General features: G+C 67.4%; 17 protein-coding genes and 1 pseudogene. 5 read left to right on the top strand and 13 right to left on the bottom strand.

Features of this window, described 5'->3' with window-relative positions:
* Nucleotides 1-289: 289 nt before the first annotated feature.
* The 5 genes from zomB to glf are packed head-to-tail and all read right to left on the bottom strand — an operon-like array spanning nt 290 to nt 6892.
* A complete protein-coding gene (gene zomB / locus ACZYW1_RS12570) occupies nt 290-2287 on the bottom strand; it encodes a flagellar motor control protein ZomB (RefSeq protein ID WP_463786186.1) in 1998 nt (665 codons plus the stop codon).
* On the bottom strand, nt 2265-3191 hold the full coding sequence (locus tag ACZYW1_RS12565; RefSeq protein ID WP_463786184.1) for a decaprenyl-phosphate phosphoribosyltransferase: 927 nt from the start codon (nt 3189-3191) through the stop codon (nt 2265-2267). Before ACZYW1_RS12565 ends, zomB begins: the two co-directional genes overlap by 23 nt.
* The gene (locus ACZYW1_RS12560; protein WP_463786183.1) at nt 3188-3748 is read right to left on the bottom strand and encodes a phosphatase PAP2 family protein; all 561 of its coding nucleotides are present in this window, start codon (nt 3746-3748) and stop codon (nt 3188-3190) included. The genes ACZYW1_RS12565 and ACZYW1_RS12560 overlap by 4 nt, the downstream gene beginning before the upstream one ends.
* Nucleotides 3729-5690, bottom strand: a complete 1962-nt coding sequence (locus tag ACZYW1_RS12555; protein ID WP_463786181.1) for a glycosyltransferase — start codon at nt 5688-5690, stop codon at nt 3729-3731. The genes ACZYW1_RS12560 and ACZYW1_RS12555 overlap by 20 nt, the downstream gene beginning before the upstream one ends.
* Nucleotides 5687-6892 (bottom strand): UDP-galactopyranose mutase, encoded by a 1206-nt coding sequence (gene glf, locus ACZYW1_RS12550; protein ID WP_463786180.1) that lies wholly within the window; start codon nt 6890-6892, stop codon nt 5687-5689. The genes ACZYW1_RS12555 and glf overlap by 4 nt, the downstream gene beginning before the upstream one ends.
* 622 nt (nt 6893-7514) lie before the next feature.
* Between glf and ACZYW1_RS12545 the strand changes: the two are divergent.
* Together ACZYW1_RS12545 and ACZYW1_RS12540 are read left to right on the top strand one after the other, a co-directional pair.
* Nucleotides 7515-7829 (top strand): annotated as a pseudogene (locus ACZYW1_RS12545) (hypothetical protein); the annotation flags it as partial.
* A 429-nt stretch (nt 7830-8258) separates the two neighbouring features.
* Nucleotides 8259-9878, top strand: a complete 1620-nt coding sequence (locus tag ACZYW1_RS12540) for an N-acetylmuramoyl-L-alanine amidase (protein WP_463786178.1) — start codon at nt 8259-8261, stop codon at nt 9876-9878.
* 15 nt (nt 9879-9893) lie between these two features.
* Here ACZYW1_RS12540 and ACZYW1_RS12535 read toward each other — a convergent pair whose 3' ends face one another.
* The 4 genes from ACZYW1_RS12535 to ACZYW1_RS12520 form a co-directional block, all read right to left on the bottom strand.
* A complete protein-coding gene (locus ACZYW1_RS12535) occupies nt 9894-10901 on the bottom strand; it encodes a hypothetical protein (RefSeq protein ID WP_463786175.1) in 1008 nt (335 codons plus the stop codon).
* Between the two features lie 208 nt (nt 10902-11109).
* Nucleotides 11110-11925, bottom strand: a complete 816-nt coding sequence (locus tag ACZYW1_RS12530) for an HAD family hydrolase (protein ID WP_463786174.1) — start codon at nt 11923-11925, stop codon at nt 11110-11112.
* Nucleotides 11926-11932: 7 nt separating this feature from the next.
* Nucleotides 11933-12718, bottom strand: a complete 786-nt coding sequence (locus tag ACZYW1_RS12525; RefSeq protein WP_463786172.1) for a lysophospholipid acyltransferase family protein — start codon at nt 12716-12718, stop codon at nt 11933-11935.
* A 191-nt stretch (nt 12719-12909) separates the two neighbouring features.
* A complete protein-coding gene (locus tag ACZYW1_RS12520) occupies nt 12910-13680 on the bottom strand; it encodes a lysophospholipid acyltransferase family protein (protein WP_463786171.1) in 771 nt (256 codons plus the stop codon).
* Nucleotides 13681-13853: 173 nt separating this feature from the next.
* On the opposite strand from ACZYW1_RS12520, the gene ACZYW1_RS12515 reads away from it, so the two are divergent.
* Together ACZYW1_RS12515 and ACZYW1_RS12510 are read left to right on the top strand one after the other, a co-directional pair.
* Nucleotides 13854-15404, top strand: coding sequence for a Rieske 2Fe-2S domain-containing protein (locus tag ACZYW1_RS12515; RefSeq protein WP_463786169.1), 1551 nt, complete (start codon nt 13854-13856; stop codon nt 15402-15404).
* A complete protein-coding gene (locus ACZYW1_RS12510) occupies nt 15401-15736 on the top strand; it encodes a hypothetical protein (protein ID WP_463786167.1) in 336 nt (111 codons plus the stop codon). The genes ACZYW1_RS12515 and ACZYW1_RS12510 overlap by 4 nt, the downstream gene beginning before the upstream one ends.
* Nucleotides 15737-15824: 88 nt before the next feature.
* On the opposite strand, the gene ACZYW1_RS12505 is transcribed toward ACZYW1_RS12510, so the two are convergent.
* Nucleotides 15825-17387, bottom strand: a complete 1563-nt coding sequence (locus tag ACZYW1_RS12505; RefSeq protein ID WP_463786165.1) for a phytoene desaturase family protein — start codon at nt 17385-17387, stop codon at nt 15825-15827.
* Nucleotides 17388-17444: 57 nt separating this feature from the next.
* Nucleotides 17445-18068 (bottom strand): TetR/AcrR family transcriptional regulator, encoded by a 624-nt coding sequence (locus ACZYW1_RS12500; protein ID WP_463786163.1) that lies wholly within the window; start codon nt 18066-18068, stop codon nt 17445-17447.
* Nucleotides 18069-18138: 70 nt separating this feature from the next.
* Between ACZYW1_RS12500 and ACZYW1_RS12495 the strand changes: the two genes are divergently transcribed.
* Nucleotides 18139-18612 (top strand): DUF2834 domain-containing protein, encoded by a 474-nt coding sequence (locus ACZYW1_RS12495; RefSeq protein ID WP_463786162.1) that lies wholly within the window; start codon nt 18139-18141, stop codon nt 18610-18612.
* 50 nt (nt 18613-18662) lie between these two features.
* Here ACZYW1_RS12495 and ACZYW1_RS12490 read toward each other — a convergent pair whose 3' ends face one another.
* Nucleotides 18663-19832, bottom strand: a complete 1170-nt coding sequence (locus ACZYW1_RS12490; RefSeq protein ID WP_463786161.1) for a GGDEF domain-containing protein — start codon at nt 19830-19832, stop codon at nt 18663-18665.
* Between the two features lie 85 nt (nt 19833-19917).
* The gene (gene serS, locus ACZYW1_RS12485; RefSeq protein WP_463786159.1) at nt 19918-21174 is read right to left on the bottom strand and encodes a serine--tRNA ligase; all 1257 of its coding nucleotides are present in this window, start codon (nt 21172-21174) and stop codon (nt 19918-19920) included.
* Nucleotides 21175-21262 lie beyond the last annotated feature (88 nt).

Below are 21262 nucleotides of genomic sequence, written 5' to 3'. Positions count from 1 at the left end.
TTCGGACCCGCATCGATGCCGGACGGCGCAGCTGTGCTTCCGTAGTCAACCACATCTCGTGCGGCGGACTGTCATCGGCGTTGGCCCGAAAAGGGGCCTCGCGCTGTGGCCGGACCCGCTCGACTCGGCCGCGGATCACCACGCTGTGAATGTGCCGACGAGCGGTAGTTCACCGGTGAGGGTACACATTCGGAGTTGCTGGACGCCAGTCGGTGCGCTGGGCGCGCGCCGGTGTGCGCCGACCGATGGCCGGCAGAAATTCGCCTGCCGATAACGCCGGCGGCCCGGGTCAGGGCCCGGTGGCCGGCAGGCCGGTGTACTCGGCGGCGCCGGATTCCGGGATGGCCAGACCGCACCTGATCAGCTCGTAGCGCGGGACGCGGTCGATGCGGTAGCGGGTGAACTTCACCGAGTGCAGCAGGTTCGACAGGAACCGGTGGAACCCCATCGGGCTGCGCACGGAGTTCAGCACCTGTTGGGTGCCCTGACATTTCAGTGCCGCCTCCGCCTGGTGGACGAACTTCTGGTCGAGGTAGCCCGGCACGCCGGGGTACCACTTCACCCACGGCCCGTCGGCGATCACCCAGTCCGGGAAGAGGTTCTTGTCGTGGCCGATGCGGCCGTGCTGCAGCCGCGCGGTGTGCGCCGCCAGCGGATTGGCCAGACCGATCTGGTCGATCACCCGGACGTCCAGGCCGACGTTCATGCCGACCATGCCGAGGTTGGTGAAAAACACTGTGTGCGGCCCTGTTCGGGGAGGCGGGGCGCCGGGCGGCAACGTCGGCGGGATGGGTGGGACCAGGTCCCACTGGTCGTAATTACCGGACGGCAGCAGCAGGGCGCCCTCCGGAGTGTTGTTGAGCGCCACCAGAACTGCCCGCATCCGGGGGTAGTCGAGGTAGTCGGCCGCGGTCAGCGGATGCGCGTGACCCGTTGCCTGCGCATAGAACCGGCGCTCGTCGACGATGCCGCTGTAGGTGACCCGGGTGGCGTCGTCGCCCAGGCCGTGCGAATTGGCCGCCCACAGCGCCCATCCCGCCACCGACATCCACAACGCGCTGACCACGCCGGCCAACCAGTAACCGGCCTCGCGGGACAGCCGGGTGCCGTCGGGAAACACCACCGGCACCACCGCGACCGGCGCGATCAGGCACAGCAACGGAGCCAGCAACACCCGGCCGTGCATGAAGTCTCCACCTTGCCGGATCCAGTACACAGCCTGCAGCAACCCGCTGACCAGGATGAAGATCACGACGGCAGCCGGGCTCTGCGTGGTGCGGGCCAGCGGCCCGCCGGTCGCCGGCGGCGCCCCGGCCGGCTTGCTGCGGCGCGTCGAGGCCCACAGCACCAGCCCCAAGCCGGCCAGCAGGAACAGCGGCACCCACAACACGTACGGCCCGTTGAAATTCGTCAGATAGATCAGGCCCTGCGACCACTTGTCGCCACCGGCGTCCTTGGCCAGCGCGGTGCCTGGAAACAGCAAGCCGTAGTAGCCCATTCGGAAGATCTGGTATCCCACCGGCAACAGTCCACCGGCCAGCACGATCTCGAGCCTGCGCCGGCCGTCCCGGGTGGCGATCAGCATCATGATCAGCGCCCCACCGCCGATCAGCGCCAGCTCCGGACGCACCAGGACGCTGCAGCCGCCGACGAAGGCCAGCGCCAGGACGAACGCCCGGGTCGGAGGGCGGCCCCGCTTGGCTTGCGACCAGCAGACCAGCATCCACCAGAGCAGCCCGAGATAGGCCATCACCAAACCACTTTCGAGGCCGGAGGTGGCGAAGTCGCGCGCCGGCGGCACCGCGATGTAGGCCAGCGCGCCGGCCGGCAGCATGATCGCGCGGCGACCCGTCAGGCTGGGGGCGAACAACCGGCCGGTGCCCAACATCAGCATCGCCAGGCCCAGCAGGCTCAACCCGAGCGCCAGCGCCAGCGCCACGTATTCCAATTGCAGGGGCCGGGTCACCGCGCTGGCGACGTACACCAGATACGTCCACACCACCGAGGTGTTGGCCTCGACCCGCTCGCCCTGGTTGAACACCGGACCGTTGCCCGCCAACAGGTTTCGCACGGTTCGGAGCACGATCAGGCCGTCGTCGGCGATCCAGCGGCGCTGCCAGGCGCCATATCCGAACAGCACCGCGACCACGGCCACGCTCACCCAGAGGCTGGCCCGGACCGTGATGTCGTAGGGGAAGGACGGCTTGACGACCGACTTCAGCGCCGGCCAGCGCAGGATCGGGGCTGGGGCGTGGCCGGTCGCGTCAGCCGAGGATGACTGCGACACCTATGGTTCCGATCCAGGCCAGGAACAACACTTGCAGCACCCGGTCGCGCAACGCGATCTCCTCGGGCTCGCCGGCGACCCCGCCGTCGACGTCCACCGCGTACCGCAGGATGGCGATGGTGAACGGCACCATCGACACCGCGAACCAGCCGGCCTTGCCGTGGTCGCGCTCGAACGCCCAGAGCCCGTAGCAGACCACCACCGCGGTGGCCGACATCGTCCAGACGAACCGCAGGTAGGTGCTGGTGTAGTTCTCCAGCGACTTGCGGATGCTAGCCCCGGTTCGCTCGGCCAGTTGCAACTCGGCGTAACGCTTGCCGGCCGCCTGGAACAGCGACCCGAACGCGAGCACCAGGAGGAACCACTGCGACAGGTGAATGCTGGTGGCGGCCGCGCCGGCGATACCCCGGATCAGATACGCCGACGACACGATGCTGATGTCGATCACCGCTTGGTGCTTGAGGCCGAAGCAGTAGCCCAGCTGCATCACCAGGTAGACGGCCATCACCACGGCCAGGTTGGGGGTGAGCAGCCACGCGATGCCCAGCGACGCGGCCGCGAGCACGGCCGCCATCGTGTAGGCCAGCCACTCGGGCACGATGCCCGCCGCGATCGGGCGGAACCGCTTGGTGGGGTGCTGACGGTCGGCCTCGACGTCGCGGACGTCGTTGATCAGGTAGATCGACGACGCGCTCAGGCTGAACACCACGAAGGCGACGGCGATCTGGATCAGCATGTCGCGGTAGTTGTAGTGGGCGTCGGCGCCCCACGCGGCCAGCGGCGCGGCCAGCACCAGCACGTTCTTCACCCACTGCCGCGGGCGCATCGCCTTGATGACGCCGGCGATCAAGTTGGCCGGCGGTCCGGCCACCTTGTCCTCGACGTCGCCTACCTCACTACTCATCTCCACGCTCCACCTGTCGTCCGACGGTCGACCTGGACGGCGGCCCATTCCGTGGCAGCCGCCACTGCGGCTCCGACGGCCACCCCGGTGGCCACGTCGCTGGGATAGTGCACGCCGAGCAGCACCCGGGAGAGCGCCATCGGCGGCACCAGCATGACAGGCAGCGGTAAACCGGTGGCCCGCCCCAGCAGAATCGCTGCCGCGGTGGTGGAGGTGGCGTGCGCCGACGGGAAGCTCAGGCTGCTCGGGGTGCCGACGTTGATCGCGACGGCGGGATGGTGCGGGCGCGGGCGGCGCACGATCCGCTTGATCACCACGGCGGCGGCGTGCGCGGCGAACGCACCGGCGCCGGCCAGCAGCCAGCTGCGGCGCCGGGCGGGTTGCGCGACCGCGCCGATTCCCGACACCGCCAACCAGCCGAGGCTGTGCTCACCGAAATGGGACAGCGCCCGGGCGATCGCCAAGGCGCCGGGTCGGCCCGCCAGCGCCGACTGCACGGCGACCAGGACCGCGACTTCGCCGCTCGGCGATGCCGACTCAGCCGCGATGTCGGCCATTGCCAGCCGCATTGCTCTGGGTCGGCAGCAACACCGTCTCCCACTTCTCCTTGCTGGATAACACCGGCAGCGCGGCGCGGTAGACGCGGCGCATCTCGTCGAAGCGGCTCAGCAGTTGACGCTGGCGGCGCAGCGACTGCCACAGCAACGCGAACATCTTGTCGCGGTCGCGCTGACGGTAGACCGCACCGCGGCCGTCGGCGGTGGTCACGGTGGCGCCGTCCAGCGTGGCAAGCCGGAACCAACGGGCGTCCTGGGTCGGCACGTTGAGTTGCGGCCGCTGATGGTGTTGCGGCGCAGTCTTTTTCAGCTGATGCAGGGTTCCACGTATCAGCCGGTAGCCGATCGACAGCGGGTGCACCGGCGGCTTCATCTCGTAGTTGCGCTGCGACGGCTGGGGTAGTGCGTCCGACGACGGCAGTACGACGGCGTCCGGATATTCCTTGCGCATCCGGTGCACTTCGGGCAGCCCGGATTCCAGGATCGAGAAGATGTGCTCCGGGCCGGCCAGGAAGTCGTCGATCGCCTTGTTCTGAATGGCGACGGTCGAATACTCAAGGCAGGAAAGGTGTTTCAGCGTCGCCTTGAAGTGGCTGCGGACCAGGCCCTTGACCTCGCCGTCCCAGTGGATGGCGGCCACCACCAGCCGGTTGCGGAGGTGGAAGTAGGCCTGCCAGTCGATGGCGTCGTCCTTGTCGCTCCAGGCCATGTGCCAGATCGCCGCACCGGGCAGCGTCGCGGTCGGGTAGCCGTGTTCGGCGGCGCGCAGGCCGTAGTCGGCGTCGTCCCACTTGATGAACAGCGGCAGCGGCTGACCGAGTTCTTCGGCGACATGGCGCGGGATCATGCACGTCCACCAGCCGTTGTAGTCGACGTCGATCCGCCGGTGCAGCAGCTGGCTGCGAGGGTTGTTGTCGCTCAACGGGAATTTGGCGAAGTCGTGGTCGTACTCGGTGTAGGGCGCCGCGGTCCACATGAAGTTGGCCCGATCGACCATCTCGCCCATGATGTGCAGGTGCGACGGCTCCTGCAGGTTGAGCATCTGGCCGCCGACCAGCATCGGCGCCTTGGCGAAGCGGTGCATCGCGAGGATCCGCAGGATGGTGTCCGACTGCAACTCGATGTCGTCGTCCATGAACAGGATCTGTTGGCAGTCGGTGTTTTTCAGCGCCTCGTACATCACCCGGCTGTATCCGCCCGAGCCGCCGAGGTTGGGTTGGTCGTGGATCACCAGCCGGTCGCCCAGCGGCGCCGTGGCGGCCGCGAAGTCGGGATGGTCGCGGACCTTGTTCGTACCTTGGTCTGGCACGATGACCGCGCCGATCACCTTGTCCACCAACGGGTCTGCGGTCAGCTCGCGTAACGCGTTGACGCAGTCGTTCGGCCGGTTGAAGGTCGGGATGCCGATCGCCACGTTCGCCACACCCGGCGCGGGCTGGTCGGAGTACCAGCCGGCACTGCGCAGTGTGACGTCGGAGTCGGTGGTGATGTCGAACCAGATCCACCCGCCGTCCTCGAAAGGCTGCAGGCTCAGTTCGAATTCGACGACCGCAGGGTCGCCGCCGGTGGAGGCGAAGTCCCGGCCCTCGACGAAGATCCGGGCACCGGTGGCCTTGGTGCGGTAGACGTCGACCCGGCCCTGGCCGGTGAGCTCGGCGCGCAGCACCACCGTCTTACATGTCGTCCACCGCCGCCAGTAGCTCGCCGGGAACGCATTGAAGTAGGTGGCGAACGAAACCTGCGACTCGGCGCCGATCTGCAGCGAGGTCCGGCCGTTGGCGTGCGCGCGCCGGGCATTGGTCTTCGACTCTTCGAGATAGAGCTTGCGGACGTCGAGCGACTCGCCTGGCCGCGGCAGGATCACGCGGGCCAGCAGGCTCACCGCCTTGCTGTGCTCTTCGTAAGCGGCTGGGCTCACATCTGCGACAGTGGGGTTGGTCATCTTCCTCTGCTGTTCTCACTCAGTGCCACGCCGTCACGCAAGTGCGGCGCCAGCACGTTGTCGTACATGTTCAACGCACTGGCGATGGCCATGTGCATGTCGAGATACTGGTAGGTGCCGAGGCGCCCGCCGAAAAGCACCTTGGCCGTGTCGGTTTCGTTCGCGGCCCGGGTTCGGTAGGCCGCCAGCACCGCGCGATCTGCCTCGGTGTTGATCGGGTAGTACGGCTCGTCGTCGTGCTCGGCGAACCGGGAGTACTCCCGCATGATCACGGTCTTGTCGGCCGGGTAGTCCCGCTCCGGATGGAAGTGCCGGAACTCGTGGATGCGGGTGTACGGCACGTCGGCGTCGTTGTAGTTCATCACCGGGGTGCCCTGGTAATCACCGGTCGGCAGCACATCCATCTCGAAATCCAGTGTGCGCCAGCCCAAGTGGCCGTCGGCGTAGTCGAAGTAGCGGTCCAGCGGACCGGTGTAGACCACCGGGGCGTCCGGGCTGGCGGCGCGCAACTCGTCGCGGACGTCGAACCAGTCGGTGTCCAGCCTGACCTCGATGCGCTCGTCGGCGGCCATGTTCTGCAGCCAGGCCGTGTACCCGTCGACCGGCAGGCCCTCGTAGGTGTCGTTGAAGTAGCGGTTGTCGAACGTGTAGCGGACCGGCAGCCGGGTGATGTTGGCTGCCGGGAGTTCCTTGGGGTCGGTCTGCCACTGCTTGGCGGTGTAGTGCTTGACGAACGCCTCGTACAACGGCCGGCCGATCAGCGAGATGGCCTTCTCTTCGAGGTTCTGCGCGTCGTCGGTGGCGATCTCGGCGGCCTGCTCGGCAATCAGCGCCCGGGCCTCGTCGGGGGTGAAGTAGCGGCCGAAGAACTGCGCCACCAGCCCCAGCCCCATCGGGAACTGGTAGGCCTGGCCGTCGTGCATCGCGAAGACGCGGTGCTGATAGCCGGTGAAGTCGGTGAACTGCCGCACGTAGTCCCACACCCGCTTGTTGGAGGTGTGGAACAGGTGGGCGCCGTATTTGTGCACCTCGATGCCGGTCTGCGGCTCGGCCTCGGAGTAGGCGTTGCCGCCGATGTGCGGTCGCCTGTCGACGACGAGCACTCGCTTGCCGAGCTGGGTCGCCACGCGCTCGGCAATCGTCAGACCGAAAAAACCGGAGCCGACGATATAGAGGTCAAAGCGACCGGAAGGAGAAGTCATCGGTTGCCTAGGGTATCGGACTACGGGACCGCCGCCCGTTTGGCGCGTGGGCTTTCCCGCGACAAGGCTCAAAGCAAGCCCGATCACCGGCGTGGCGGATAACGGTTGAGCCTTTTTTGGTGACGAAAGTCGCGATTGGTTCACGATTAGATCTCGTCACACCAGTAACAACATTCACGTAAGTAACATCGGCCAGGTGTCCGAATAAGCACTAGTCAGACACCGTGCGCGCCCCCGGCGTGCACGACACCGCAGTCCAGATTGAGGAGACTTCCGTGCCGAACCGACGTCGACGCAGGCTCTCGACAGCCACGAGCGCGTTCGCCGCTCTGGCGGTCGCGAGTCCTTTTGCTTACATCGCCGTTTGCGACTTGACCGCCAAGCCCGCACCCCAGCAGCACGAGTTCGTCCGCGCAGCGTCCATGACCGATCTGCCCGGTGAGCTGATGGGCGCACTGAGCCAGGGCTTGTCACAGTTCGGGGTCTCGCTGCCCCCGATCCCGAGCCTGACCGGTGCCACCAGCCCGAGCAGCCTGGGCTCTCCGGACCTGGGCCTGAGCCCCGGGCTGGGTACGCCCGGGCTCACCTCGCCGGGGTTGACCTCGCCCGGTCTGACCTCGCCCGGTCTGACCTCACCGGGTCTGACCACGCCGGGGCTGACATCTCCGGGGTTGACCACGAGTGCCGCGCCCGGACTCACCACTCCGGGACTGACCTCGGGCACCACTCCCGGGCTCACCACTCCGGGTCTGACGCCCGCCGCGCCGGGTTTGACCACGCCAGGCCTGACCAGCCCCGGTCTGACTCCGGGACTGACCAGCCCGAATGCCTTCGATCCCACAACGGGAGCCGGCGGCCTGACCGCTCCGGGCGAGCTGCCGATCAGCGACCCGGTCGGCCTGGACCCCGCCAGCGGCACCTACCCGATCCTGGGTGACCCCTCGCTGGGTGCCGCGCCCGCTCCCAGCGGCGGCTTGGTCAGCGACATGATGAGTGCGGCCAACCAGTTGGGCGCCGGTCAGGCGATCGACCTGCTCAAGGGCATGATCCTGCCGCAGCTGCAGAACGCGGCGCACGGTGCGGCGGCCCCGGTGCCGCCACCGGTGGCGGCACCCATCCCCTGACCGCACGCGGCCTCGGCTTTCCCCCGAAACGGCACCGCAGAAGTGGAACCCCCGGTCTGACCGGGGCAACCCAAACTCTGCGGTGCCGTGCCGCGTGCGACGCGAGAGTGCAACCACCGGGGCCGCTACCCGCGAAATAGCTCGCCAATTGCACTCTCGGCATGACGTGGGCAAATCACTTTGTTCACTTCGGTAGCGTGTCGAATCATTTGCACCACTAGACACATACGTAACATCGTGCTGTGCCGTCCCGCCGACCCGCGCCGACGATGTTGTTCACCGCGATTGCGGCGACCGTCGTCATCCTGCCGTGGGCGGTCGACTCCTCCGGTGGCCAACGCGACCACACCCCCGGCCCGGCCGACACCCACCTGGCGCAGCAGCCGCTGGTCGGACTCGGCGGTGGCGTCACCGTTCGCGAAATCAGCCAGGCCACACCGTTTTCCATGGTCGCCCTCACCGGCGGCGATCTGACCGGAACCACCGCCCGGGTCCGCGCCCGTCACCCCGACGGATCCTGGACCCCCTGGTACCAGACCGAGACGTTGACCGGTCACGGCGACGGTGCCGCAGCGGGCCCGCACGGCACCGACCCCGTCTTCGTCGGCAGGACCACCACCGTGCAGATCTCGGTCAGCCGCCCGGCCGGTGCGCCGGTCACGTCGGCGCCGGCGAGCACCCCCGCACCCGGCCTCGGCTACATCCCGGCCACATCGGAACAGCCACTGGCACAGAACATCTCGGCCATCCTGATCACACCGCCGCAGGCGCCGGCCGACACCCAGTGGAACCCGCCCACCGCCATCGTGGCCCCGGGCCAGGCGCCCGCGATCATCACCCGCGCCCAGTGGGGCGCCGATGACGCCGTGCACTGCGGTAACCGGCCGTTCGATCAACCCATCCGCGCCGCGGTGGTCCACCACACCGCTGAGAGCAACGACTACCAGCCCCAGGACTCGGCGGCGATCGTGCAGTCGATCCACGCGTATCACACCCAGATCCTGGGTTGGTGCGACATCGCCTACAACGCGCTGGTCGACAAGTACGGCCAGGTGTTCGAAGGGCGGGCGGGTGCGCTGCTCGGACCGGTGCAGGGTGACCACACCGGCGGTTTCAACCGGGACAGCTGGGGCGTGGCGATGATCGGCAACTTCGACGACATCGCGCCGACGCCGATCCAGTTGCACACCATCGGCCGGCTGATCGGCTGGCGCCTCGGCATCGACCACATCGACCCCCGGGGCACCGTCGGGTTGCCGTCGGAGGGTGGGGAGAACACCCACGTCCCACTCAACGCTGTAGCGACGTTGCCGACCGTCTTCGCCCACCGCGACGTCGGCGCCACCGACTGTCCAGGCAACGTCGCCTACGGACTGCTCGACGAGATCCGGGACACCGCTGCGCATTTCAGTGGCCCTCCGAGGCCTGAAGACCTGGCCCTGTCGCTGCAGGGCGGCGCCATCTACGAACGCTGGCAGACGATCGGCGGACCCAGCAGCGTCCTGGGCGCACCGACCTCACCCGAAGCGACCGGCAACGGGGCCGCCCGCTACGCCACCTTCGACCGCGGCGCGATGTACTGGTCGCCGGAAACCGGCCCGCAGGTCGTGACCGGTGCCATCTACGACGAGTGGGCTTCGCTCGGCTACGAGCGGGGTGCGCTCGGCCTGCCGACCAGTTCGGAGATCCAAGAGCCGCAATGGGTCAAGCAGAACTTCCAGCACGGCACGTTGAACTTCGATCGGCTCAGCGGACGGGTCACCCGGGTGATCGACGGCGTCGTCGAGGAACTCCCGCCGCCCCCGGCGAGCGGACCGCCGGTTCAGCTCGAGCGCTTCTCGCCCGTCGCACCGGCGGCCTGACGACCGCTCGGTTTGTCAGCTGGTGAACACCATGCCCGGGATCGAGTCGAAGAACCCGAGGATGAGCGCGTCGGTCGCGCTGGTCGAGTCGATGCTGGCCTGACCGAGGTTGACCAGGCCGAAATAGGTGTCACCAGAGGCGAATTCGGTGAATGCGACGGAGAAATCCTGCTGGACGTTGGCCAGGGAGGTTTGGACCTCAGTCAACGCGATCGCGAGGTCCTGCGGCTGGGGTGGGTTTTCGAGGGCGTACCCGGCGTTGCCTCCGACGCCGGTGAGGGCGGCGTAGCCGTTCACCAGCAGGTCGTTGTCCACTCCGACCGTCTGATTGTTGAGCCCGCCCAGCGCCTCGGACAACGCCAGCGGGTACTGGCCCTGGGTGAATGCGGCTTCGGCGAGGCCGAACTGCTTGTCGGCGGCAGCGGTGGTGAAATCGATGGACGACTGCAGGTCTGCGTACGAGTAGGCGGCTGCCGGCACTGCGGCCGCGACCTCGGCCGCAGTGGTCCCGAGCGGGATCGTGTAGTTGCCGAACGGCGTGATGATGGTGTCGGTGATGGTTTTGCCGCCATTGATGTCGACGAAGCTCAACCACTCGCTCTCGAAGCCGCCGCCGAAGTTCATCAGGTCGACCTCGCTGCCTTCATAGGGCAAGGCAGCACCGGCACCGGCACCACCCGCGAGGCCACTGCTTTCCAGGAAGTCATCGTTGACGAACGATCCGATCGTTGTCTGTGTGTCAGTGCCGGCGAGGGTGACATTCAGGCCTGGCGAGTTGATCAGGTCCCACTGCTCCGCGCCCTGCAGCACCTCTTCGACCGGTGGGAACCCCGCGGCCACCGTCGGGGTGAACGTCGACAGGTCCGGCATGAAAATTTCGGCATCACCCGCGGTGAGTACCACGGCCCGCGTCTGGGTTGACGGTCCCGGCGGCTGCGACAGCGCGGCGAGGCCTAACAAGCCGGCGCTGACAGCCACCGCGCCCGCTACGGCGACGGTCTGAATCGATGGGCGTTTCGGCACGTGACTCTCCTCAGGACACTGGAGGTTGGTAGGCATCGCGTAGGCGAATGCTTAGAACATCCTGAGTGAAGTCGGGCAGGTTATCTATAAGGGGTTTTCCTACACTTTGGGCAGGTCGCGGCTCGCTGAGGCTCGCGAGCGTAACGCTGCCGTTGAATCCCGCGCCCACAAACGCGGTGGCGTTACGGTCGCGCTAGACCCGACGGCTCTAGAGCCACCAGCGTTCGAGCACCCGCGCCACGCCGTCGTCGGCGTTAGTGGTCGTGATCTCGTCGGCGGCCGCGAGCGCTTCGGGGTGCGCGTTGCCCATCGCGACCCCGAGGCCGGCGCGCAGCAACATCGGCACGTCGTTGGGCATGTCGCCGAACGCCACCCAGTCGGCGTCGACGATGCCCAGCGGCCCGGCGATCTCCGCGATGCCGGCGGCCTTGCTGACCCCGACCGGCACGATCTCGATCAGCCCGTTGTTGGTCGAATAGGTCAGGTCGCCTTCGGCTCCGATGTGCTTGAGCAACTCGGCGGCCATGTCGGCGCTGCGGGCGCCGGCCTTGCGGACCAGCAGCTTGATCGCCGGTGCGCTGAGCAGGTCGTCGAGGGAGACTTCGGTGTTGTCGGGGTTCAGCCAGGCGTGCTCGTAGCCCGGCGAACTGACGAATTGCGGTGTCGCGCTGTCGTGGGCGCTGGCCCCGACCCGCTCGACGGCCAGCCCGGCCCCGGGGATGACCCGGGTGGCGATGTCGGCCAGCGCGGACAGTGCGTCGACGGACAACGTCTTGGCCGAGATCACCCGATCGGTTTCCGGGTCGTAGATCACTCCGCCGTTGGCGCACACCGCGATCGGCGCAAAGCCGAGACCGTCGACCACCGGCGGGATCCATCGGGGCGGTCGGCCGGTGGCGAGCAGGAACAGCGCACCCGCATCGACGGCCGCGCGCACAGCGGCGCGGGTCCGCGGCGTGACCTTCTCGTCTTCGTTGATCAACGTGCCGTCGACATCGCTGGCGACCAGCGCGGGCAGCGTCATCCGGCGATCAATGCGTACCACTTTGGCGCTGCCCCGGAGGCGTCACGCCGTCGGTGCCGAACTTGTTCAGGCGCGCCTGGAGTTCGTGCAGCCGGATCTGCTGGGAGTCCTCCCGGGTCGGCGCTGTGCCGCCGAGCCGTCGCGGTACCCAGAACTCGCCTTCGGGGTGCGGGTACTCCTCCTGCACCTGATACAGCAGATCGTTCATCGCCTGTCGCAGATCGACATTGAGCTCCTCGATGGTCCCGCGCGGCGGCAACGGCCGACCGGCGGCGACGGTGATCGGAATCTTGTTGCGGAACAACTTCTTCTCGTGGTCTTTGGGCCAGATCCGGTGCGCGCCCCAGACGGCCAGCGGCACGATCGGCACCTGCGCCTGCAGAGCCATCCGGGCCGCGCCGGTCTTGAACTCGCGCAGCTCGAAACTGCGGCTGATGGTGGCCTCCGGGTGCATTCCGATGAGTTCGCCCGCACGCAGCCGTTCCACCGCGACCTCGAAGGCGTCGTGACCGTCGCGGCGGTCCACCGGGATCAGCCGGGCGTGCTTGATGACGAAGTTGACCGATTTCACGTCGGCCATCTCCGCCTTGATCATGAAGTACATCCGTCGCCCCCGCTCGCGTGCGGCGAACAGCGGCGGCAGCCAGTCCAGATAGCTGGTGTGGTTCTGGGCGAGCAGAGCACCACCGTGCTGCGGGATGTTCTCCAGACCCCGGAAGGTGAACTTCGTCCCGTTCATCGCGACGACGGGCGGCACGACCCACTCTCCGAACCGGTAGAAGGGCTCCGGCATGGCGGTCGCTCCTCTCATCCGTTTGCTGTCAGCGGACCGCGGCTTTATCAGTGTCCTTAAAAACATTTGCCTTCGCTACCGTAGGTACGCCGACGCCCAGCTCAGACGGCACCAACCGACCACCTATCGGGTGCAAACATCTTTCAAGAACGTGCTTCGGGGCCGCTGACATTCCCGGCGACCGCACGCCGCTATTCGGCGCGATCCGCTTTGCGGGCAGCCCGGGCCGCCGCTCGCTGGCTGGCTTCCTCGGCGTCCATCTGGGCCGCCTCGGCCAGCGTCGGCGCGCTGCCGCCGAGCCGGCGCGGCACCCACCACTCGCCGGGTGGATGCGGACCGTAGGCGTCCTGCGCCTGTTCCAGCAGATGCTGCATCCGGGAGTGCAGCAGCGTGGTCAGCTCCGCCGCCGGCAGAGTCGGCTGAATCGGCTCGCCGACCAGCACCACGATCGGCACCTTCGGGCGGAACATCTTCTTGGGGTGGCCCTTGGTCCAGATCCGCTGGGCGCCCCAGACGATGTGCGGGATGATCGGCACGCCGGCCTCGATCGCCATTCGGGCGGCACCGGACTTGAATTCCTTGATCTCGAAGCTGCGGCTGATCGTCGCTTCGGGGTACACGCCGACGAGCTCACCGGCCTTGAGCCGGTCTACCGCGGCCTCGTACGACGCGGCACCGCTGGCCCGGTCGACCGGGATGTGCCGGCAGCCCCGCATGATCGGCCCGGTGATCTTGCTGTCGAAGACTTCCTGCTTGGCCATGAACCGGACTTTGCGGGCCCGGTGTTCGCGGAATGCGGGCAGCCCCGCGAGGGTGAAGTCCATATAGCCGGTGTGGTTGATGGCGATGACGGCGCCGCCGGTGGCCGGGATGTTCTCCTGCCCGATGACCGTGAAACGCAGACCCTGCACCCGCCACACCGTCCGCACGAGCGCAATGACCGTTCCGTATACCGGTTCCACGGTCGCCAAGCCTAGTGTTCGCGGCTGGGCGGCTCCAGCGGGCCTAAGGCGGATCGGGGCACGACGAACTGGGCTCGACTACTACCGACGGCTCTGGGACGCCGGGGACGTGCCTCCCGGCTAAACTCGGCTCCGCAGGCGAGCATTGCAACTCCAGTCCCCGAAGGGTGTACGTGCAGGTCACAAGCATCGGCCACGCCGGCTTTCGGATAGATACGCCGGCCGGCAGCATTCTGTGCGACCCGTGGGTCAACCCGGCCTACTTCGCGTCGTGGTTCCCGTTCCCGGACAACAGCAGGCTGGACTGGGACGCTTTGGGCGACTGCGACTACCTGTACGTCTCGCACCTGCACCGCGACCACTTCGACGCCGAGCTGCTGACTGCGCACGTCAACAAAGACGCCGTGGTCCTGCTGCCGGACTATCCGGTGCCGGATCTGAAGAACGCCCTGCAGCTGCTCGGGTTCCACCGGTTCTTCGAGACCACCGACTCGGTGAAGCACCGGCTCAGCGGCCCGAAGGGCGAGCTGGACATCATGGTCATCGCCTTGCGGGCACCCGCGGACGGGCCGATCGGCGATTCCGGGCTGGTGGTCAGTGACGGCGTCACCACCGCGTTCAACATGAACGACGCGCGTCCGGTGGACCTGGACGTGCTGACGGCGGAATTCGGTCACGTCGACGTGCACATGCTGCAGTACTCCGGCGCCATCTGGTACCCGATGGTCTACGACATGCCCGATCGCGCCAAGGAGACGTTCGGCATCCAGAAGCGTCAGCGTCAGATGGACCGGTCGCGTCAGTACATCGCGCAGGTCGATGCCACCTGGGTGATCCCGTCGGCCGGCCCGCCGTGTTTCCTCGACCCGGAGTTGCGTGACCTCAACGACGACCACGACGATCCGGCCAACATCTTCCCCGACCAGATGGTGTTCCTCGACCAGCTGCGGCGCAACGGCCACGACCACGGCCTGCTGATGATGCCCGGATCGACGGCTGAATTCACTGGCCCACAACTGAACTCGCACCAGCACCCGCTGCCCACCGACCAGGTCGAGGCCATCTTCACCACCGGCAAGGCCGACTACATCGCCGACTACGCCGCCCGGATGGCGCCGGTGCTGCAGGCCGAGAAAGCCCGCTGGGCGCCTGCCACCGGCGAGTCCTTGCTCGAGCCGCTGCGCGCGAAGTTCGAACCGATCATGCTGGCCGGCGACGAGATCTGCGACGGCATCGGCTATCCCGTCGAATTGGTCATGGGCGCCGAGCGGGTCGCCCTCGACTTCCCGAAACGCACTGTGCGCGAACCGATTCCCGACGAGAAGTTCCGGTACGGGTTCGCCATCCCACCCGAGCTGGTGCGTACCGTGCTGCGCGACGACGAGCCCGACTGGGTCAACACCATCTTCCTGTCCACCCGGTTCCGGGCCTGGCGGGTCGGTGGCTACAACGAATATCTCTACACCTTCTTCAAATGCCTGACCGGTGAGCGGATCGCCTACGCCGACGGTTGGTTCGCCGAGACCCACGACGATTCCGCGTCGATCACCCTGGACGGCTGGGAGCTCCAGCGGCGATGTCCGCACCTGAAGGCCGACCTGTCCAAATTCGGGATCATCGAGGGCAACACCTTGACCTGCAACCTGCACGGCTGGCAGTGGAACCTGGACAACGGCCGCTGCCTGACCGCCCGAGGCCATCAGATTCGGAGTTCACGACAATGACCACCGATTCCTACGACGACGGACTGGTTCTGCTGGATCGCGAGGCGATCACGTTGCGCCGCTACCACTTTCCGTCCGGTACCTCGAAGATCATTGCGCTGCAGCAGGTCCGGGGCTACAAGGCCGAACCGCTGGGGTTGCTGCTGCACCGGTTCCGCATCTGGGGCAGCTCCGACCTGCGCCGCTGGCTGCCACTGGACGTCGGGCGGCCGTTCCGGTCGACGCTGATCACGCTGGACGTGCCCGGCGCCCGGCCCAGCCCGGCGTTCACTCCCGCCGATGCGGACGAATTCACCGCCCTGCTGGATCGACTGCTCGACGCCCGCGGCTAGCGGCCTTCAGGTGTCGAGTGTGCTGGTTGTGTGGGCGAATTCGCGCCACCAGCACTCATAACATGCACAGTCGATGCGCGCGGTTCGGTTACCGCCCCGCGTCGGCCAGCGCCTGCATGGCCGCGTTGTATCCCGGGATGAAGGTGATGCCCGGCCCGCCGTGGCAGCCGGTGCTGGCCAGATAGAGCCCGCTGATCGGAAGTGGTTGCCCGAGATAGCCGGTGGGGCCGGGCCGATTCGGCCCGATCTGGTTTGCGTGGAACAGACCGTGGCAGTAGTCGCCGCCGGGGGCGCCGAACATCACCCCCATGTGTTTGGGCGTGAAGGTGGTGTGCCGGCTGATGCTGCGTTCGAAGTTGGGTGCCAACCGGTTGATCTTGTCGATCACCCGTTGGCCCATCTCGGTTTTCGCCGCGCCGTAGTCGACCTCGCCCTCGATCGGGAACCACAGTGCGAAGGCCGACGCGGCGTGCTTGCCGGGCGGGGCGAGATCGGGGTCGTTCTGCGAGGGAACCTGGAAGACGACGGTCGGGTCGACGGGCACGATTCCGCGCCGGCAGTCTTCCCACTGCTGCTGGACTTCCTCGGGAGTGCTGAAGATCCCGATCGATGCCTGCATGCTCGGCTCGTTGAGCATCTCGTAGGGGGCGGTGAAATCGGGCGCCTCGTCCAGAGCGAAGTGCATCTGTATGTAGCTGCCGCGGTGGTCGATCCGCGCGTACCGGGCACGGATGTCCGCCGGAACCGAGGCTTGGTCGATCAGCTCGGTGACGGTCAGATCGGGCGCCAACGCCGAAACGACGATCGGCGCGGTCACCGTCTCGCCCGCCTCGGTGCGTACCCCACCGACTGCCCCGTCGTTCACCACGATCTCGGTCACGGTGGTGCGCAGCCGGATCTCGCCACCCTCGCGCTCGAGCGTGTCGACCAGATATGTTGTGAGCGCCCCGATTCCGCCGCGCAGCTTCTTCATCTGCATGGTGTCGCCGTCGGGGACGCCGAGACCGAACGCCAGCGCGGCCGCGCTGCCCGGGGTGGCCGGTCCGCGGTAGAGCGTGTTGACCGCTAGCACGGTCATCGAGCCGCGTAGCGCGCCGTGCTTCTCGCGATCCGGCAGGTAGCGGTCGAGCACATCGGTGACCGAGCCGAACAGCATCTCGTCGATGGCGGAACGTTCGAATTCGTTGGTGGCACAGGCATACATCTCGTCGAGCGTCTTGGGCGGCGCACCGGCGTCGAACCTGCCCAGCGCCCGCGACGGGGCCTGCGCCCACGCCATCAGCCCTGCCATGCCGTTGACCGCGTCGGCGCCGTGGACCTCGTTGAGGTGGGTGAACAGCTTGATCGGGTCGCTGTACTGGACCATCGGATCGTCGCCGACCCCGCGCAGCGCCACCGACATCACCTCGAGGTCGACGGTCGGAATCGTGTCCAGGCCGAGTTGCTCACGGACCACCGCGGCGGTGGGGAATTGCACCGAGCCGGCGATCTCGAAGTGGTAGCCGTCGAACAGTTCCACGGTGGACGCCATTCCGCCCGCGTAGAGCTTCGATTCCAGGCACAGCGTGCGCAGGCCGGCCTTCTGCAACAGCACCGCGGCGGCCAGGCCGTTGTGTCCGGCGCCAATCACGATCGCGTCGTAGTCGGTCATCTGCTCGCACCTCTCCGCTCTGCTGAGCAGGCTGGCAGGGATGCAGAGTTTTGTCAATTATGACGAAACGTGGCCGGGCCAGGGTTCGGTGATACCGGCCCGCAGGGTCTCGAGGGCAAGATGACACAGCCGGGCCAGCTCGCCCAGCGAGCGGTTGTCGCCGAGCATCCAGACCTCCATCGCACCGAAGACACCGGCCGCGATGCAGCGCGCCGTCACGGCGAAACGCACCCGGTCATCCGGCGTGGGTGTGGACTCGCCACTGCGCCGCTGCAACTGTGCGGCGATGGCGTCGGCGAAGTCGGTCTGCACGTCCTGGATGTGCCGGACGATGCGGCCGGGGTCGATCTCGTGATCGCGCAGCGCAGCGATTTTCGCTACGGCGTCAACGTCATACGGGAACGCGAAGATCGCCGACTGCACCGAATCGACGATCGCCTCGTCGGCCGGCCGGTCGCCCAGCGCGGCACGAAACCAGTGCAGGCCGGTGTAGTCGGCGAACAACAGATCGTGCTTGGAGGAGAAGTGGCGATAGAACGTCCGCAGCGTCACACCGGCGTCCGCGGCGATCTGCTCAGCCGAGGTGTCCTCGACACCTTGGGCCAGAAAACGCACCAGCGCCGCCTGCCGCAACGCCTCACGAGTGCGTTCGCTGCGCGCGGTCTGGGCGGGCCGGATCATCCGTGTAAGTTACCTCAGAAGAGTTGTGTCAATATTGACAAAACTTCGACGCTGGGGTGAGACTGCGGCGATGGTCTCGCTTCTCACCCACGCAATCCTCGGCCTCGCGGTCATCACGTGGATCGTCACCTCGAACCGCACGGTGTTCTCCCGTCCCGGTGGCGGCGCGCTGTTCTCCCCGCTGGAGGCGCTGTATTACGCGATCGGTATCGCCTCGGTCGCGCTCGGCTGGTACTTCAACATCCGCTTCGTGCAGGAGTATTCGCACGGCTCGACCAACCCGCTGTGGGGTGAGCACGGCAGCTGGGCCGAGTACATCCGGCTGATGTTCACCAACCCGGCGGCCAGTTCGGCCAGCCAGGACTACACGATCGCCAATGTCGTTCTGCTGCCGCTGTTTACGATCGTGGACGGGTACCGGCGTGGGTTGCGGCGACCGTGGCTCTACTTCGTCTCCAGCCTGTTCACCAGTTTCGCGTTCGCGTTCGCGTTCTACTTCGCGACCATCGAGCGCCAGCACCGGCACGCGACCGTGCGGGTCTGACGTCCCGCCTCCTCCTCAGACCGCTGCGCGGTCTGCATCGTCAACGTGGTCTAGGCGCTGACACCGTCGCGGTAGTCGGTCTCGTCGTCGGTGTAGGTGGTCAGCGGCTGCGGCAGCGGCCATTCGTGATGGCCGACCTGATTTCCGCCCCGCCGTTTGGCGGTGTACATCGCCGCATCGGCGGCCGCGATCAGTTCGATGAGCAGGTCGCTGCGACTACCGGTGCGGTAGGCGGGATGGACGCCGGCGGTGCCGACGCTGGCGGTGATGCCGAACGGCAGGGCGGCGATCTCCTCGCACAGCTGCTGCGCGCGGCGATGCACCTCGTCGGGATGCCAGCAGTCGGCGATCACGAACTCTTCGCCACCGGAGCGGCCGATCACCGCGCTGTCGTCGGTGGTGTCTCGTAGCGCACGGGACACCGAGACCAGCGCATCGTCGCCAGTGCTGTGGCCGTAGCTGTCGTTCAGCTGTTTGAAGCGGTCCAGGTCGATCACCGACACGACGACGTAAGCCTGCTGCTGGCCGCCCAGATCCAGGCAGGCCTTGGCCCGACGGTGGAAGGCACGTCGGGTGAACAGCCCGGTCAGCTGGTCACGTTCGGCGCGGACCGCGTCGGCACCCAGGACGTGCACGACCACCTGAACGCCGAACGGCACCGCGAGGTTCAGCAGCAACAGCAGCAGGCAACAGCACAGCGCCGCCATGCCGTTCAGCCGTTCGGCGACCCGGAAGCCTTCGAAGCCACTGATCGCGCTGGCGACGGTGAAGTTGTAGGCCATCAACCAGGCCCGGTGGAACAGGGCGATGTAGCTGGCCATCGTCGCGAAGGTGGTGCAGGTCAGCATGGCGATCAGCGGATCGTTCTGGGCGACCGCGATCAGCGCGATGCAGGCGGTGGATCCCAGCGCGAACCGGATGGCGGTGCGGCGGCTGGGCCAGCGCAGCGCCCAGAGCAACGCGCCGGCGGCCGCACCGATTGCCGAGATGATCGCGCAGGTGAGGGCGGCCGGGCCGGTCGGGCCGGACGGGGTCCAGATGGTGAGGAGCGCGACCAGCGCCAGACCGCCCGCGATGATCGAGACAGTGATGCGGGTGAGGGTGCTCATCCCGCGGGCCGCCAGATGCGCACTCAGCCGGTCATAATGATCGGACTGGTGCCACCACTGAGCCAGCCACCCCATCGCGCTGTAACACCCCTCAGACGCGGTTGCCGTCACCGCATGCATGACTCCAGTCAGCAGATGATAGTGCAGCAAACTAGCTGATGACTCGACTTTGCTGCTCGCGACGGCCGCGACGGCACTACTTCGGCTCGAGCACCTCGGTGCCGACGAAGGGCACCAGCGCCGCCGGAACCCGCACACTGCCGTCGGGTTGCTGGTGGTTTTCCAGAATGGCGACCAGCCAGCGGGTGGTGGCCAGGGTGCCGTTCAGCGTCGCGGCGACCTGGGGCTTGCCGTTGCCGTCGCGGTAGCGGGTGGCCAGCCGCCGGGCCTGGAAGGTGGTGCAGTTGGACGTCGAGGTCAACTCGCGGTAGGCGTGCTGAGTGGGCACCCAGGCTTCGCAGTCGAACTTGCGCGCGGCCGACGAGCCCAGATCGCCCGCGGCCACGTCGATCACCCGGTAGGGCACCTCGATGCGGGCCAGCATCTCGCGCTGCCAGCCCAGCAGCCGCTGGTGCTCGGCTTCGGCGTCGGCCGGATCGCAGTAGACGAACGCCTCCACCTTGTCGAACTGGTGCACCCGGATGATGCCCCGGGTGTCCTTGCCGTAGCTGCCGGCTTCGCGGCGGAAACACGATGACCAGCCGGCGTAGCGCAGCGGGCCGTTGGCGAGATCGAGGATCTCACCGGAGTGGTAGCCCGCCAGCGGGACCTCCGACGTGCCGACCAGGTAGAGGTCGTCGGCCTCCACCCGGTAGACCTCGTCGGCATGGGCGCCGAGGAATCCGGTGCCGGACATCACCTCGGGGCGCACCAGGACCGGCGGGATGATCGGCACGAAGCCGTTGTCGGCGGCCAGCCTGATCGCCATGTTGAGCAGGCCGAGCTGCAGCAGCGCGCCCTGACCGGTCAGGAAATAGAACCGCGATCCGGAGACCTTGGCGCCGCGCTCCATGTCGAGCAGGCCGAGTGCCTCGCCGAGCTCGAGGTGGTCCCGGGGATTGTCGATCGCGGCGGGCTGGCCGACGACGTCGAGGACGACGAAGTCGTCTTCACCGCCGGCGGGGACGCCGTCGATGATCACGTTGGAGATCGCCAGGTGGGCGGCCGTGAAAGTGGCTTCGGCGTCGGTCTGCTGCGTCTCGGCGGATTTGACCTGTTCGGCCAAGTCCTTGGCCGTCTGCAGCAGCGCCGCCCGCTCGTCGGGTGTGGCTTTGCCGACCGCCTTGCTCGCAGTCTTCTGATCGGCGCGCAGCGAGTCCGCGGTCGCGATCGCCGAACGGCGCGCGGTGTCGGCCGCCAGCAGGGTGTCGACCAGCGTCGGGTCCTCGCCGCGCTTGCGCTGCGACTCACGCACGAAATCGGGATTGTCCCGAAGCAACCTCAGGTCGATCACGGGCTAGAACCCTACGCGGTCCGCTCCGACGACCGGCAACCATTTCACTTCTGTAACAGCCGTCACAGAGCCGCGTTCGCCTGTCAGA

Source organism: Mycobacterium sp. IDUB_36, assembly GCF_055419225.1.
Note: the sequence above shows the minus strand (reverse complement) of the source record. Positions and strands in the feature narration are given on the sequence as shown.